This window comes from Paenibacillus sp. 2TAF8 (genome assembly GCF_052114825.1).
Classification (GTDB): Bacteria; Bacillota; Bacilli; order Paenibacillales; family Paenibacillaceae; genus Paenibacillus.
Genome location: NZ_JBFRFN010000010.1, coordinates 99,757 through 116,807, shown reverse-complemented (window position 1 = coordinate 116,807; position 17,051 = coordinate 99,757). Strand labels below are relative to the sequence as shown.

The 17,051-nt window shown below is 47.3% G+C and carries 14 protein-coding genes; all 14 read right to left on the bottom strand.

What is annotated here, in order from left to right:
• Positions 1-165: 165 nt before the first annotated feature.
• Complete coding sequence (locus tag AB4Z30_RS16725; RefSeq protein ID WP_441928335.1) at positions 166-1,293, bottom strand: glycosyltransferase family 4 protein; 1,128 nt, start codon at positions 1,291-1,293, stop codon at positions 166-168.
• Between the two features lie 429 nt (positions 1,294-1,722).
• Positions 1,723-2,481 carry a WecB/TagA/CpsF family glycosyltransferase gene (locus AB4Z30_RS16720; protein WP_441928333.1) on the bottom strand — a complete coding sequence of 253 codons (759 nt, stop codon included), beginning with the start codon at positions 2,479-2,481 and terminating at the stop codon, positions 1,723-1,725.
• A gap of 7 nt (positions 2,482-2,488) precedes the next feature.
• Positions 2,489-3,640, bottom strand: coding sequence for a polysaccharide pyruvyl transferase CsaB (gene csaB / locus AB4Z30_RS16715; protein WP_441928331.1), 1,152 nt, complete (start codon positions 3,638-3,640; stop codon positions 2,489-2,491).
• Complete coding sequence (locus AB4Z30_RS16710; RefSeq protein WP_441928329.1) at positions 3,616-5,637, bottom strand: DUF5693 family protein; 2,022 nt, start codon at positions 5,635-5,637, stop codon at positions 3,616-3,618. The genes csaB and AB4Z30_RS16710 overlap by 25 nt, the downstream gene beginning before the upstream one ends.
• Positions 5,638-5,827: 190 nt before the next feature.
• Complete coding sequence (locus tag AB4Z30_RS16705; RefSeq protein WP_441928327.1) at positions 5,828-7,549, bottom strand: phospho-sugar mutase; 1,722 nt, start codon at positions 7,547-7,549, stop codon at positions 5,828-5,830.
• Positions 7,550-7,621: 72 nt separating this feature from the next.
• Complete coding sequence (gene fabZ, locus AB4Z30_RS16700; protein WP_441928325.1) at positions 7,622-8,053, bottom strand: 3-hydroxyacyl-ACP dehydratase FabZ; 432 nt, start codon at positions 8,051-8,053, stop codon at positions 7,622-7,624.
• Positions 8,054-8,534: 481 nt separating this feature from the next.
• Entirely contained in the window at positions 8,535-8,762 is a 228-nt protein-coding gene (locus AB4Z30_RS16695; RefSeq protein WP_441928323.1) for a DNA-directed RNA polymerase subunit beta, read from the bottom strand.
• Between the two features lie 11 nt (positions 8,763-8,773).
• Complete coding sequence (locus AB4Z30_RS16690) at positions 8,774-9,610, bottom strand: flagellar hook-basal body protein (protein ID WP_441928321.1); 837 nt, start codon at positions 9,608-9,610, stop codon at positions 8,774-8,776.
• Positions 9,611-9,689: 79 nt separating this feature from the next.
• Positions 9,690-10,574, bottom strand: a complete 885-nt coding sequence (locus AB4Z30_RS16685) for a flagellar hook-basal body protein (protein ID WP_441928319.1) — start codon at positions 10,572-10,574, stop codon at positions 9,690-9,692.
• A 102-nt stretch (positions 10,575-10,676) separates the two neighbouring features.
• Complete coding sequence (locus tag AB4Z30_RS16680; RefSeq protein WP_441928317.1) at positions 10,677-11,675, bottom strand: rod shape-determining protein; 999 nt, start codon at positions 11,673-11,675, stop codon at positions 10,677-10,679.
• 220 nt (positions 11,676-11,895) lie between these two features.
• Positions 11,896-12,183 carry a sporulation transcriptional regulator SpoIIID gene (gene spoIIID, locus AB4Z30_RS16675; RefSeq protein ID WP_024632710.1) on the bottom strand — a complete coding sequence of 96 codons (288 nt, stop codon included), beginning with the start codon at positions 12,181-12,183 and terminating at the stop codon, positions 11,896-11,898.
• Positions 12,184-12,355: 172 nt separating this feature from the next.
• A complete protein-coding gene (locus tag AB4Z30_RS16670; RefSeq protein WP_441928314.1) occupies positions 12,356-13,096 on the bottom strand; it encodes a peptidoglycan DD-metalloendopeptidase family protein in 741 nt (246 codons plus the stop codon).
• 232 nt (positions 13,097-13,328) lie between these two features.
• A complete protein-coding gene (spoIID, locus tag AB4Z30_RS16665; protein WP_441928309.1) occupies positions 13,329-14,723 on the bottom strand; it encodes a stage II sporulation protein D in 1,395 nt (464 codons plus the stop codon).
• A gap of 474 nt (positions 14,724-15,197) precedes the next feature.
• Complete coding sequence (murA, locus tag AB4Z30_RS16660) at positions 15,198-16,544, bottom strand: UDP-N-acetylglucosamine 1-carboxyvinyltransferase (RefSeq protein WP_441928491.1); 1,347 nt, start codon at positions 16,542-16,544, stop codon at positions 15,198-15,200.
• Positions 16,545-17,051: the final 507 nt, after the last annotated feature.

The following is a 17,051-nucleotide window of genomic DNA, read 5'->3' as shown; positions in this document are numbered from 1 at the left end:
CATCTCTCCTCTTTTTAAGTCAGTTACCTCTATGTATCGGCAAAAAGGTTCCAAATATTTAGTAAAAACCTCAGAAAAAACAAAAAACCTTATCCGATTTCCGGATAAGGCCAGGATATATAATATAGGATCGAACAATAGCAGGAGATAACCCATTTTGTTTGTTTAGGATTTCGAACGAGTCTGTGGATTCAGCTTCACACGCATGCGCATCAGGAAGTTGATCACAGGTCTTCTCGTTTTACTTACAAGTCCGATAACTTCAGCACCTACTTGCAGGAAGAACATCATAATACAGATCACCACAAAGGTTACCCAGTTGGCTTCAAACATGGCTGCCGAGGACTGAATAATCGCAAGTACACCGAAGAATGCAGCAATACCATAGATGATCAGCACCGTCTGACGATGACTGAATCCCAGTTCACGCAAGCAGTGATGCAGGTGACCTTTATCCGGTGAGAAGATCGGCTTCCGTTGTACCGCACGGCGAATAATCGCAAACAATGTATCCGAGAGCGGCACACCGATGATGATCAGCGGTGTAATGAAGGACACGACTGCAATCTGTTTGAATCCAAGCATCGAAAGCATCGCCAGAGAGAAACCGAGAAACAGTGAACCGGTATCCCCCATGAAAATTTTCGCTGGATGGAAGTTAAAGAACAGGAATCCGATAATGCTGCCGAGCAGCACCAGACACATCAGCGCAATCATCATATTGCCCATCAGGAAGGACATCACCGCGATGGTTCCGATGGCAATACCGGATACACCTGCAGCCAGACCATCCAGTCCGTCAATCAGGTTAATTGCATTCGTCACACCAACAATCCAAAGAATCGTCAGTGGGATGGATACCCATGTTTCGAGGGAAGAATAGGCATCCTGAAACGGAATATTAACGAAGTCTACACGGATATTAAATCCAAATACAACGACGGATGCAGCCACGATCTGTCCGAGCAACTTCACTTTGGCAGACAGCTCGAAGCGGTCATCCAGCGCACCAATCAATACAATGATGGAACCACCGACCAGAAATGCACTAACAAAGCTCATATCCCGAGTCGTAAACCAGGCAGAGACAAACGGCAACAGTGCCGCAACCGTAATGATAAATGCCAGGAAAATACCCAACCCGCCGAGACGCGGCATAATCCGGGTATGCACTTTACGCGCATTCGGTGTATCCATTGCACCGATGCGGACTGCGAACTTTTTAACCAGCGGTGTCAGAGCTAAAGCAAGTCCCATCGACACCAGAAATCCAATGATAAAGATCGCTACCATTTGAACATTCGACCCCCAATTATAATACCTGCAAAAAATTATAAATCCCCTGATCTCTTTTTTTTCTATATATGAAGAAACATTGTTTTTCACTTTTGATGAAAATCTATTGTTGATTCTGAGGCATCAGTTACACGATACGAAGAGTGCAAGGGAAAACCTGTAGAAGCGAAGCGTTCGCATTTATCACCGAATTTCATCCTTGACAAGGATATATAGAAATTTGGGGATAAGGGCGATCGGATGGTTCTCTTGCAATCGTAGTAATGAAGTGTAACCGCTCCTTTAGCCGTAGTGACTAGTGCAACAAAAAAATATTTTCATCGAGTGACACACGTATGTGCCGGAATGAATTATACGCTGATCATATCCGAAAAGCTATCCTCAATTTCTAGCAAAAACGAGCATTTATCTCGTAATTGCCTGTTTTTAACGGACTTTTGTCACGTTTTCTTTGTCCCGCATCACTTTCACGGCAAATTTCGGAAGCGCAAGCATACGTCCAGCCCGGCTAGGTTCACGCAACAGACGATAGAACCATTCCAGCCTTAACTTTTGGAACAGCTTGGGTGCGCGTTTCATTTTACCTGAGATGATATCAAAGCTGCCTCCAACCCCCATCATGACAGGAACTTGCAGCGCATGCTTATATTTGTGAATCCAGGGTTCTTGGGTATCCGCTCCGCGAGCCACGAATAACAGATCAGGTGCAGCCTGCTGAATCGTAGCTACAACCTGCTCATCCTCAGCCGAACCGAAGAATCCATCGCGGTAACCCACAATCCGAATAGCCGGATACTGCTGTTGTAACCGAACTGCCGTTTCTTGAATCACCTCAGGAGTAGAACCGAGCAAGTATACGCCCCATCGATAGTTTTCTCCAACTCGCAGCAATTCATGTAAAAGTTCAAAACCCGGCACGCGCTCTGCTACAGGATCGTCGCAGTAGTTAGCAGCCCATACCACACCTGTTCCGTCCGGAACGATCATCTCTGCATCCTTCATCACCGTCATGATTGCCGGGTCCTCCAGCGCAGCCATGACCATAATCGGATTGGCGGTGATAACCTGATGTGGCTTTTTGGACAACACAGCTTCTTCGAGCACCTTAACTGTTTCTTTCATTGTCAGTTTGGAAAAGGGGATACCGTAGATGCAAACGGTAGGAATCGTTCCGGTCTGAGTCATTGTTATCTCATCCTTTGCGGCCTAAATAGGTAATAATTTGCTTTGCAGGCTCTCTGGCCTCCTGCTTCAATGCAGTGATGCGATCTTCATTTTGTTTCAGCCACTGTGAACGCTGATCCAGTAGTCCAGCCACGGTGTCAGCGAGCTTATCGCCATCAAGTGAATTGGTATTACCGATGGCTTCACTTTCCAGTCGAAGCAGAAACTGATCAATTTTGGGATCGTACGAAATGCCAACGGGCACGACATACTGCGATGCTGCGTAGATCAGGCTATGCAGACGCATACCGATCATCAGATCACAGCGGCTTACTTCCTCCAGCATGTGCTGAGGATCGGTCAGATCCTCCGTGATGCTAACTTCGCTGCCTTTACTGGTCACATCGCCGATCAGTTCCATAATAAAACGGGATGCTTGCACATCATCAGGCAAGTGGAACGGCATAAAGCGCAGATGTACAGCCTTCTTCGCCGCCAGTTTTTTCAAACCAGTAGCGATGGCTGTAAGCTCCTTCCGGTCCGCTTCCCAGAATCGAACAGACACACCAACCACTGGCAACTCGGCATGTTTATCTGCCGTAGCTTGCGAATGAATGGGTTGTTGATCAATAGAAGCTGTATCCGGCAAAGGTAACCCCATCACCGGATCAGGCACAACATGAATCTGGTTCCATTTTAGTCCAAGACCACGCAGATAATCTGCGGATTGCTCGTCTCGTACCGATACATAGGTACAGGATTTGAATACCGATTTGATCATCGGATTAAAGATTTTACGGTTAACAGGGCCAATCCCCTGAGCATAGATAAATGTAGGCTTTTTCAACCACTGAGCCAGCTTGATCACACCGAGGTAATAGGGAATGGACTTCAATCCCGTTGCATCCTGCAGCAGACTTCCACCGCCGCTGATGAGACCATCGCTTTCCTTCAGCGCCTGGCGTACTTCCTTCAGCTTCATCCGATGCACAGCACGAACACCATACATGGAGGTTGTCCACTCTGGGTCGATCGAGAGCACAATCGGTTCAATGGTAACATTCGACCGCTGACTCTCTTCTTCCAATGCGGTCAGAATGGATTTCAGTACGGCTTCATCTCCACTATTGTGGAATCCGTAGTATCCCGAGATGACTAACTTTTTAGAAGTGGTGACCATTTTTTCCAACATCCTTCCGCGACTTGCCACACACCCACAGCGATGATACCCAAGATCAAGCCAAGTCCGAGACCCATCACACCACGAATCAGTGACAGTACAGCAGGTGTATGAATATGCGCAAACGTATCAACCATGGACAACTGCCCCATCGTGGCGATAATCAGCGCGAAGATGACTTTACGGTATTTTAAAGCGGCGAACACGCCAACGATAAATAGTGGGTGTCCCAGCATGAATTCTTTGAATCTAGGTCGTACACCGAACGTATCTTCCAACGTTACACGTAGGAACATCTCAAATGGTGTAACCGAGCCGGAGTTGCCTGTACGGCTCAAATAATAATATCCAACAACGGCAGCGACAAGTGCCAATATAACCATAATGATGTTAATCGGCATACGCAGCAGATCCTTAACTTGTTTCACAGAAATCGAACCGGAGCCGCGATAGAACACAATGTAGATCGCAACCAGACCAAGCGGCGCAAAGTGCAGCAGACTGACTCCACGGAACTGGTTAATAACCAAGCTATATGTGATGCTGTTCAATAATGCAATTACAAAAGGTACAGCTACGAATGAAATAACCGATGTCCTTACATATAAAACGATAGTCTGTGCCAAACGACGACCCGCAGGGGCATCCGGTTGACGCAGTTGTGTTGCATTCACTGTACGAACAGCCAGTACCATCGCAATGGTCGGGGCTGCAATGGCTGCCAACAAGGCAATCCCTTGCTCAAGCAGTGTTGGTTTCAATAAGAACAGACCAGCACTTCCCACCAATCCAAGGAGGAACACAGCAATTGTAAATACAGGTGCAAAATAAGAAACCATCAGTGTAATCAATGCGATTGCTCCAATGAGCGCGATCAGCTTCGCATAACGTTGAATGGACGAATCTTTTACCGTGAATGCTTCGGCTTGTCCAAGCTCAAAGCCATGTTTAGCCATACGTTCAACGGCATGTCCGGGCTCGCCCAGACTTTTGATCAGATTTTCAATCGGATCGGTGATTTCCGCTTTGGCCGTATTCCGGCTTGGTGCGGCGTTCATATAGATCATGCGAATGTTACGATCCTTCGCTGCCAATACAAAGCGATCCGCAATCGTATCTTCCTTTAGGTTTGCATCCGCATCGCTAAGCGAATAGAGACGAGTTACATTGTAATCAATTTTATAAGCCAGCGTCTGGAATCCGGCCTGTGGTTTCTTCAGATTTTCAATCGCTGCCAGACCAATGTGATGCTTATTTAGTAGCTGAGCAAATTGCTCCAGACTTTTCATCTCTGCATTATCATTGTACCCTTTCACTGCATCCCCATCAAACAGGATACGTTTCACGCCATTCTCTTCGAAGAAGGTAAGCAGACGCTCCATGGCTTGCTGGTTGTAAGGTACGTTGTCGGAGATACGGGGTAAAATATGAAAACCTTTATCACTCAGCATTTTCACCGCAACCGGATCAGGCTGCATCGGCTGCATGTTGGCATTCTCCGGCGGTGTCTGCAATATTAAGCCGCTGCGACCTTCATACTCCCAAGGTTCAACCGGGATCTGACGTTCAGCGAACGTTTGTTCAATAATAGGGGTATAGGTCCGCGCATTCTCTTCAGATGTAAACAACACATAAGTATAGTTCGCATTGGAAGGAATGATTTCTTTGGTCATGTTTGCGAGATCCTGACCTGAGTAAACCATTAAACGGCGTGTTTTCTTGAGCTCGTCCAGCGTACTCTCGAACACAGCCATCGTTGTTACACCAGCATCTTTCAGCCGTGTCATTTGTTGATCCATGAAATCTTGCGGATGAGCCTGATAGGCGGAAATATCCAGCAGTCCTCTATAATTGAAGACCAGTTCTACTTTGTTCGCAGAAGATTCAGTCTGCACTCGATCACTGATGACCGGAATGGATGCTACCAAACCAATAATAACGATGAGCCACAACCACTTCCGGGAAGCGTTATTCCAATAAAGCCATTTTTGACGCACTGCGTGTACCTCCTCAGTTGTTGGAGCCAAATGCCCGTTCTGCTCTTATAATCCTTACGTTCAGCATGTGTTAACACGCTCTCTAATATGCCAGCACACTATCCATTTTATTTCAAAGAAAAACCCCTCCGCCAACCAACCTTACGGTGCGGAGAGGCCTTCTGCATCTTTTCTTACAGTACCATTAGTTTTATTGTGCGTCTACACGCGACATAACTTCTGAAACCAGACGTTCGATCCGGCTCTCTGCATCGTCCAAACTCTCACCGCGTACAGCAAAGTATACTTTGATCTTCGGCTCTGTACCGGAAGGACGCAAGCAAAACCATGAACCGTCTGCCAAAATAAACTTCAGCACGTTCTCCTTCGGCAGCCCGTCCAGCCCCAGAGAATAATCCAGCACATCTTGCACAGCAATGCCGGCAACTTCCTTCGGCGGATTAGAACGCCAGTCGGTCATTTTCGCCTGAATCTGTGCTACACCGTCTTTGCCTTTCAGTGTGCGGGACTCCAGTTTCTCCAGGAAGAATCCGAACTGGTTGTACAGCTCCTGCAATACATCGTAGAGCGTTTTGCCTTGGCTCTTATAATAGGCAGCCGCTTCGGCAATCAACATCGAGGCAAGGACAGCGTCCTTGTCACGGGCATAGTTGCCGGAGAGGTAGCCATAACTCTCTTCATATCCGAAGAGGAAGGTATGACTTCCGGTGGCTTCGAACTGGTTCATTTTTTCACCGATATATTTAAAGCCTGTCAGGGTGTTCATCACTTCTGCACCGTAATGCTGAGCAATAACGGCACCCATCTCACTTGTTACAATTGTTTTGATTACCGCACCGTTGCTTGGCAGCGTGCCTGTCTCCTGAAGACGACTGAGCAGGTAGTGTACCATAATGGCACCCGATTGGTTACCAGACAAGACGAAATATTTGCCATCCTTGTCTTTCACGACAGCTCCCATACGGTCTGCATCCGGATCTGTACCGATCAGAATGTCTGCGCCTACGGATTCACCCAGCTTCATTGCCAGTGTGAACGCTTCGCGTTCTTCCGGGTTAGGGGACTTCACTGTGGAAAATTCAGCATCCGGCTGCTCTTGTTCAGCAACAATATACAACTGCTCGAATCCGATCTGCTCCAGTACGCGGCGAACCGGAAGGTTACCTGTACCGTGCAGCGGTGTATATACGATTTTGAAATCACGGCCGATGCCGGATTGAATCAGTTCACGGCTTAGACTGCGGCTTGCCACAGTGTCTACGAATGCCTGATCATCTTCTTCACCAAGCCAAACCAGCAAACCTTGTGCCTCGGCTTCTTCGCGCGTCAGCTTTTTCACATCCGCCAGAGAAGGAACCTCTTGAATGTATTGAATGACTTGCTCCGCTTCATGCGGAACCAGTTGTCCGCCTTCATGATTGTACACTTTGTATCCGTTGTACTCTGGTGGATTATGACTCGCCGTTACTACGATACCACCTGTAGCTTGCAGATGGCGCACACTGAAGGACAGTTGCGGTGTAGAACGCAAGGATGGATACAGCTTGGCTACGATGCCATTTGCCGCCAGTACGAGCGCTGCATCCAGTGAGAATTCAGGTGAGAAATGACGGGAGTCATGAGCGATGACAACAGAAGGTTTACCTTCCTTGTCCCCATGTTGTTCCAGCAAATACCGGGCAAAGCCTTGAGTCGCACGGCCAACCGTATATTTGTTCATCCGATTACTGCCGGCACCAATGACACCGCGCAATCCACCTGTACCAAACTCCAAGTTTCTGTAGAAGCGCTCCTCCAGCTCTTTGGGTTGATCCTTCAGATCACGGAGCTCTTGTTTGGTTGCTTCATCAATGGAAGCATCCTCCAACCATTGCTGCAACGTCTCGGCTGCTGCTGCGCTTAACTGTTCCATATCCAATAAGCCCCTTCCGTCTATATAAAATTCTATTGATGCACGTAGCTGTTCACGATTCGCAGTATGTAATCAGTTTGGGTCTGACAGTGCAAACATGATTTCGCCTTCAGCAACAATTTTGTCTTCTACGCGAGCCGTTGCTTTGCCTTTGCCAATCGAACCTTTCAGACGTGTGATCTCCACTTCCAGAATCAACGTATCTCCAGGCACAACTTGTCCACGGAATCGGAAATTGTCCAGTCCCGCTAGGAAACCGATTTTGCCTTTGTTCGCTTCCAGATTAAGCATAGCTGCTGCACCAACCTGAGCTAATGCTTCGGTGATCAATACACCCGGCATTACAGGATATTCCGGAAAATGACCAATGAAAAATGGTTCATTAATCGTTACGTTTTTCAGACCAACCGCACGCTTGCCGTCCTCCATCTCCAAAATTCTGTCCACCAACAGGAACGGCGGGCGATGCGGGATAATCGATTGAATTTGTTTGATATCAAGCACAATATAATCTCCTCTCGGGGTGTTTATACGAAGGCTCTCCATCATGCCATAATGCCGGCGCAATAGCGTCGTTTCGGAAAGAGATCGTTCTATGATCGCCATTGTCCCTGAATTTTTTTGATCCCATTATAATGGGTAAAATTCTGTGACAAACGCGAGCGCTTTGCTTCTTTTGAACGATTCTCTTCCCTCCACTTACTGTAGTGCGGAAACCATTAAACGAGCATGATTAAGTCGAATCCTCATATAAATGAGTTTCATTTTTAATGTAGTATGAAATGTTGATTTAGGGTTAACACTAGTAATATCCTTCATGACTGCAGTAGTGAAGGTTGAGATAAGGGGTCTCTCTTCGCGATGACAAGCATGTCTTTCGCAGGGGAGGCCTCTTCTGACGTTAAACGTCATCCATCATTATACTGTTTTCAACACCAAAAAGAAAACTCCTGCCTGCGCAGGAGTTTTCGCTGAACTCGTTATCTTATGGAGCAAATACCAGATCATAGACATGCTTCCAGGTACTCCATTGCCATACGGAACCGATATCCTGTTTGCCCAGTACCACATATCCAGCGACCATTCCGCCAGCGAGGGCAAGAATAAGCAAAATCGGAATCAGAAACCATCTTGCGATGCGCCACCAACTCTTCTTTTTCTTCTTGACTTCCTTCTGCTCCGGCTTGCTGTTCTGCTGCTGTGTTTCTGTCATCCCATTCACCTTTATGCTCTCATATTATTGGCAAGACCCGCCATAGAATCACTGGATGTAAGCGCCCGCGCCGCCAGTTGATATGTCCGCTGACCCTGCATGAGCAGCGCCATCTCCTGCGTCATATCCACATTGGACTGCTCAAGAAAGCCTGTACGTATCGATGCCTGTGACTCACGTGTTGCTGCATTCGCTCCAAACACATCGTCCTCGGTTATCCCAGCATTTAGCCCGAACAAATTCTCCCCTAACTGAACCAATCCTTCAGGACGCTCGATATCCACCATCTGCAGCTGTCCTCTAATTACGGCGTTGCCGTTGCCCTGACGCACCAGCAAATTACCTTTCTCATCAAAAGCAACTGTGCTGTCTTTCGGAGCAGTAATGGGCTCTCCCCGACGATTCAGAGCCAAATGGCCATCGCCATTGACGAGCACCATCAGGTCAGGATCATTGGGATTTGCCTTCGGTCGCATATCCGGTACAAAATGAAATGCTCCTTGCCGTGTCCATACTTTCTGACCATTCGACTGAACAGCAAACAACGCATTCCCCTCAATAGCGAGGTCTGTAGGGTTGCCTGTCTCCATCATGCTGCCTTGAGACATATCTCTGGTGAGATTGACCAGACGTGCTCCAAAACCAAGGTTGTACCCCATCGGTGTCGAACGTCCATCCTGCTTGTACTTATCATCTTGCTGCTGTGTACGGGTCAATACATCTTCAAAACTTGCCTGTTTACTTTTATAGCCTGCCGTATTTACGTTGGCAATATTATCGGAAATGACATCCAGCCGTTGCTGGATCGCTGTCATAGAGACCTTGGCACTAATCATGGAATTATTCATGCGGTGGTTTTACCTCCCTGCCTCTCTTTGCAAAGGGCCTATTGCCCATTACTACGCGGTTATATGGTGACGGTTAGCGCTAGACACGACCAACTTCATTAACGGCTTTGTCCAAACTACGATCATAGAACTGAATGACCTTCTGATTCGCTTCATAGGCACGAAATGCAGCATTCATGTCAACGGTAGCCTGTGAGGCATCCACATTCGATCCTTCCAGATAACCTTGATGAATCTGGACAACATCCGCAGCACCCATCATACGTGCAGTTGCTCCATTCTCTTCATTCAGACTATAATTACCGTCTCCTTGACGAACTAGCTGATTCGGCTGGTCAATAATGCTGATTCCAAGCCTAACGTCGGTTGGTGCACCTGTAACCGCATTAACAAGGCGGCCTGCCTCATCCACTTTAAATTGCTCCACAGAACCTGTCAATACAATGGGTTGCCCGTCCATATCCATTACCTGAGAACCGGTAGAAGTGAGAAGCTGTCCGGTTCCATTCACTTCAAAATGACCATCACGTGTATAACGCGTATTACCACCTGCATCACGAACCGTAAAATAGGCTTGTGGCTTGTATATTACCGTCCCATCTGCCCCTACAAATTTGCCAGAAGCATCAAACGGAATAGGCTCAAATGTTTGTGGATCATCCACATTTATATTGGAAGAGACTGCAAAATCACTATTTCGCTTTGTTTCCATGAGAGCGCCTTGAACATTCATGGATAAACTTTCCTCGGCGAATACGCCCGAGTTCAGTCTGCCCAGCCGCTTTGTTGGAAGATTGGCATCCCCGCTCGTTAAAGTAATGAGCATTTCCGGGAAAGAGCGATTTACACTGTTCACCTGTTTATATCCCGTTGTGTTCATATTTACGATATTTTGTGTAGCTGTGTCATGGCGGCGTTGCTCTGTGATCATTCCCGCAGCAGCAGTGTACAGACCTCTTAACATGAATGAACCCCTCTCCTCAAACGCTTGTCCCTGCATAACAGGTGGCTGTTTGTCCGTTCTGTTCACCTCAGCGGTGAACCTGTTGCTTTTTATATCGGCAGACTAGAACTTTTTCTTAACCACTTGATCCAAATTATTCAGCATAATGCCTGTCCCCTTAACCACGCAGTGCATCGGATCCTCTGCAACCCATACCGGAACATGCAATTCATTGGACAACAGTTCATCCAATCCATTTAACAATGCACCTCCGCCTGTCAAAACGACACCACGATCAATAATGTCCGCAGACAGTTCAGGCGGTGTACGTTCCAATACCGATTTGGCTGCAACGATAATGGATTGCACGGAATCCCATAGCGCTTCCTGCACTTCCCTACCTGACACCGTGACTGTAACTGGCAGACCGGTTACCATATCACGGCCGCGAATGTCCATCTCCGCTTGATGTCCGGCCGGATTCACGGAACCAATCGCGATTTTAATATCTTCCGCTGTGCGTTCACCGATCATGAGCTTATACTTGGCTTTGATATACTTGGTTATCGCTTCATCGAACTTGTCCCCTGCAACTTTAATAGAAGAGGCGGTGACTACGTCGCCCATAGACAGGACTGCAACGTTAGTCGTTCCGCCGCCGATATCCACGACCATATTGCCGCTCGGCTGGAAAATATCCATACCCGCACCGATCGCTGCCGCTTTCGGCTCTTCTTCCAAAAATACTTCTTTGGCACCGCTGCGCTCCGCAGCTTCACGAATAGCCTTCTGCTCTACGGAAGTGATATTTGTAGGAGCACAGATCAGAATTCGCGGATGACTGTACCAGCTTCTTGCCCCTACACGATTAATAAAATGCCTAAGCATCGCTTCCGTAATTTCGAAGTCCGCAATAACGCCATCGCGCAGCGGTCTAATGGCAACAATGTTACCCGGCGTACGCCCAACCATACGACGCGCCTCTTCCCCGACAGCAAGGACCCGCTTCGTATCGCTTTCAATGGTCACAACAGAAGGTTCATTGAGAACAACTCCGCTTCCTTTCACGTGAATAAGCACGTTTGCCGTGCCAAGATCAATACCGATATCCTTGCTAAACATAAAAGAGCCCCCAAAGTGATAGTATTTGGTCAGCGTATCCTGTGAAAAAGTGTCTCTTATCACGTCACCGCTCGTTCGACAAAGTGCAACATATATATGTAAAAATCGGGCTGATAAGATGTCATAATTCGATCCTGTACCAGCTTTTAACATATCATACTTCAGGGGAGGGATTCAATCCATGCTGTGAGCTTTTTGGCCTAGTTCTTGAAGAACTTGCTTATGATTTGGCGGAAGCCAGCACCTCACGTTTTTTTCCACTCGTTTTTTTGTACTTGATTTTGGTCGCTTCACCGCCCCGCAAATGACGGATCGACTTATGGTATTCCAAAATGTGTTTGACCTGGTCAGCAAGATCAGGGTTGATTTCCGGCAGACGCTCCGTCAGATCCTTATGCACAGTACTCTTTGACACGCCGAATTCTTTGGCAATGGTACGGACCGTATTTCTCGTCTCAACAATGCAGCGACCAATTTTGATGGTCCGTTCCTTGATGTAATCGTGCACGCTCCCGCCTCCCTACTGTGTGGATAGTTTGGTACATTATATGAGGAGCATGCCTATATATTCGCGGTTTAGAGGAGTGACAAGCTTCGATGGTCCCATTATTTTCTGAAAAGCATAAAAAGAGCAGAGGTTATTCACCCCTGCCCATCATGCTAGTGCGGTAAAAATCATTTTATTTTTCCGGAAGATATCCTTGCGGGTTCACGGGCTGACCATCTTCATAAACTTCAAAGTGAAGGTGGTTCCCCAAGTTTTTACCCAGTTCACTTACACCAGCAGATGCAATGGCATCCCCTTGCTTCACTTCATCGTCCTGTTTTACTTTGACGTCAGCAAGGCTTTGGTATACAGTTTTCAGGTTGTCGCCGTGGGTAATTTCCACCACTTGACCTGTGAGCGGGTTTTGCTCAACACGTGTAACTTTTCCGCTGAGTGCTGCTTTGACTTCAAACGATTTGTTGTCACCCCGCGCCAGATCTACACCCGTATTCGGAATAAATGTGTCATTGTACTGCACCATTGCCGCCTCATGCTCTTCGCTTGAAGCTTCGTTGTCATAGAATGGTTTCACGACCGAAATCTCGGACGGAGATGCTACGGGCCACACGAAGTTTTCCGACTTTGCAACAACTTCCACACTTTCCTGATCTCCACCCGTCGTTGTTCCTTCAGTATTCGCTGCGCCTGTTTCTACTGCTTCTTTAGCAGAGTCCGGGTTCAGAGCTTTACCGCCTGTTCCCTGATAGACCCACACTAGAGTTAGTATAATGCCTGCTGCTGCGATGTAGACTGCCGGGAAAACCCAACGTTTGGACATTGCTTTTCTCCATGAAGAGGGCTGAGCGGCCGGTACTCCTTGCGTTGTTTTAGGAGTTTCTTCTTGGACTGTTTTTTTGTTGTTTTGTTCATTCATCTTGATCACCTCAGTAACAAGTGTTACCGGGTGCAACTCTTTTATACACGCGCGACTCTAATTATTTTCACGCAGCTTTCAAAGAGTGCTATATATGGGTGGTAGTGCGTGCTCCGCTTCTACAGGCCTTTTCTGTCCCCTGCGCTCCCCATCCGCCAGAACTCCGCATATCTAGCCAAACCTTAAAAGCTCCGAAATGGGTGGTTAGTAGAGAAATGAAAACCATAAGTGATTACTTCCCCTGCTTTGAGGCTAGCATCTCGGATGCCTGTCCAAAAGAGATTCCCGTGTAATAATGCTTCAGAATCTCGGTAGCCGTGTGCCCCTCCTGTGCCATGCCATTAGCTCCCCATTGACTCATACCTACCCCATGACCATATCCATATGTTGTAATCTGCACTTCATCACCTTCCGTTCTCCAGCTGAACTGGCTGGATCTGAGCCCGAGGCGTTTGCGGACTTCCGGGCCGCTGAAGGTTTCACCTGCAATCTGTATTTCCTTAATACGATGCCCCTTCGTCGTAGATAACACTTTTATCCATGAGCCACCGTTCTCAGTAGTTACCGGAACCGCATCCAGGTTCATCTTTTGCAAAATTTCACTACGCTTCATCGTGATCGTTTCTTTAAAACCCGGTGCCAGCTGTTTATCCCATGGGCTATCTACACTTTTTAGATAGGGGACCACATTGCCCCATACATCCTCTGCATTTTCCGTATATCCATTACTAGTGGAGAAAAAAGAGGCTGTGATCGCTTGACCTTGATACGTCATTACTGCATCACGGCTTTCGCGGACGGCTTGCTCGAGCTTCTCCAACTCCTTAGCTTTGCCAAGCCTTGTCCAATCTGCCTTCACCTGTTCAGGCGGAATGAAGACCTGATGACTAATTGTATCGGTCACGTCGGCTTCGCCTGAAGGCACACCACTTGTATCTTTTGCAGCAAGTCTTCTTACGATAAAGGTACGAGCGGCTATCGTTTGAGCCTTTAATGCTTCTAACTTGAACTCCGCTGGCATCTCGGCAGCAACAACCCCCATTACATATGTCTCCAGCGGCAATTCTAGCGTTGTTCCGGTGGCTGACAAGTAAACACGCACATGGGGCTCAGGATAGGTTACAGGTACTGCTGGAACAGGGCTCGGACTCTGTGACCTCGTGCTCGTGCTTACGTCTGCAGGAGATGGCGTTGATGTCACCTGTTCGCCTGCGCGCGGCCACACCAGAATGACCGGAATGCTTATCGCCAGAACGAGCAGTGCTGTAACTGCTGCTGCGGGCTGCCACCTCCCCGGAATACGCCCCCAGCGGTGATGGCGGCCAAAAGCACGCATACGGCGACGTTTCACCTTACGAAACGTATCCAACTCAATGAGCGGGATATTTGTATGTTCTGTAGCTTCCGGCTTCAGTTCCTCTGTAAAATGTTGCTCAGGCCTTGTATATACCGTCTCAAGTTCAGCTCCCGCTACCCTCTGTACCTTCGTCATCTGTATTGGCTTACTTCTCTTCTTTACAGCAGCAGGCTTTTCTTTCTCTGCATCCTGGGTTGGACTCTCTTCTGATCCCTGCATCCCGGTTCGGGGGACAAGAGGTATTTTCACCTGCACACGAGCTTCTTTCATCCGAGATACCCTCCGTTGTTGTTAACCAGATCTTAGCTGGTTCTTTTCTCTAATCCATAGTTTAAGATATGAGTTCACTGGATCTGATAGAACCCGGTTTAAGAGAAATGAGAGGCATTTAAATCTGCTAATCCCCTTGTCTTCCGTTTCAGTAAACTCCCGAAAACATTGTTGCTATGCGGGTTAGACTATCCTGTTCGATCAACAGGGGTTCATAACAAATCTCTTTCATTTGGTTCAGAACAGGTAAAAAATCAGATCTTGAATTGAACAAGTTAAGATCACCTATTAATAGAATCAGGTACTTACGCTCCCTACCGCACACCACGTTTGGAAAACATAAAAAAGGACACAAAAAAAGCCAAGCCCGAAGGCTTAGCTTATTCAAACACATACGTCGCGGTTCCTCTCGCATGCAAATCCACATTTTACTGTGGATTTGCATGCGAGAATGATCCGTGAAATAAATATATTTTACGCCCAAGTTGGTTGTACTTTGAACATCGGAACTTCTTCCTCGACCTTTTCGGTAGGTGCTTTAACTGCATCCAGCTTAGGCTCTTCCACGGAAATCCGATAGATATCCGCACCAAGGCCATTCAGCTTTTCTGCCAAATGTACATAACCACGGTCGATGTGATGCACACCACCCACCTCAGTTGTACCTTCAGCGACCAAGCCAGCAATGATCAAAGCAGCCCCAGCGCGCAAGTCTGTTGCTGTGACTTTCGCACCCTTCAGCTTGGCATTACCCGTAATGATAGAAGAGCGTCCCTCAACTTTGATCTCTGCGTTCATCAATTGGAACTCGTCTACGTGCATGAAACGGTTCTCAAACACCGTTTCCGTCACAACGCTAGTTCCTTCGGATGCCAGCAGCAAAGCCATCATCTGGGATTGCATATCTGTAGGGAATCCTGGGTATGGTAAAGTTTTGACATCCACTGCTTTGAGTGGACGGTCTGCAATGACACGAACACCATTCTCATCAGGTTGTACAGTCACGCCCATTTCTTCCAGCTTGGCAATAACGGAACCCAAGTGATCGGAGATGGCCCCTTCGACATATACATCACCACCAGAGATCGCCGCAGCAGCCATGTACGTACCGGCTTCGATACGGTCCGGAATAACAGTATGTCTAACACCGGACAACTTTTCGACGCCTTCAATACGAATGACGCCTGTACCGGCTCCACGCACTTTCGCTCCCATCCCGTTCAAGAAGTTAGCCAGATCTACAATCTCAGGTTCTTTCGCCGCATTCTCCAGAACCGTTACACCTTCGGCCAAAGTTGCAGCCATCATAATATTTTGAGTGGCACCAACAGAAGCCACATCCAGATAAATTTTTGCACCGCGCAAACGCCCTTGGCTGCGTGCCTCAATGTAACCTTGGCCCAAGCTGATCTCGGCTCCCATGGCTTCAAAACCTTTGAGGTGCTGATCAATCGGTCGTGTACCGATGGCACATCCTCCAGGTAATGAGATTCTTGTTTGACCCAAACGCGTCAACAAAGGCCCCATGACCAGAAAAGACGCCCGCATTTTACTTACCCATTCATACGGGGCTTCACAGGAAGTAAGGTTCTCCGCATTTACGGTAATCACTTCGTCCCGGTATGTAACTCCCGCTCCTAGCGATTCCAATACTTTGTTAATCGTCATCACATCGTCTAGAGGAGGTGCGTCAATAATAACGCTTTGTCCTTCTTCCCCTAAGAGAGAGGCAGCGATGATCGGAAGAACAGAATTTTTAGCGCCGCTAACTTTGACACTTCCGGTCAACCTTTTGCCACCGCGGACGATAAATTTGCTCATCATGGTTCCCTCCGCGCTTTTATTCCCTTTTCCTCATTCCGGAATACGTAAGCCCCACTGTGGTAGAAGGACTGTTGCTGTGTGTGGAATTTCGACAAATTCTGGCATGGATGCACAGATGTCTGATCAGAAAAGAATTGGTTTGTATAATTCATATCGATGATACCATGTGTACTGTACATCTTGCTTCATGGCTCGTAAAAATCCATTAAACAGGCCATCTTGGCAACATAACAGACCCATTGGGATGGTTTTTAGCCGGTATCTACCGGATATCCCCTTTATAACCTACATAATTAGTGAAAAATTGTGAATTCCCTAACTTCCATCATAACATTGTTGAATTGTACGATACAAGCATTTTTTACATAAACATTTTAAATTTGGTCAGTTAAACGTTCACATTTACCCTCTTACATTTTGGCCGACAGCTTATACTCTAATTGTTAACACAATTAATCGATGTTATTCGACAATGAGCCGCTTGAAGAACCTAACAGATGATTA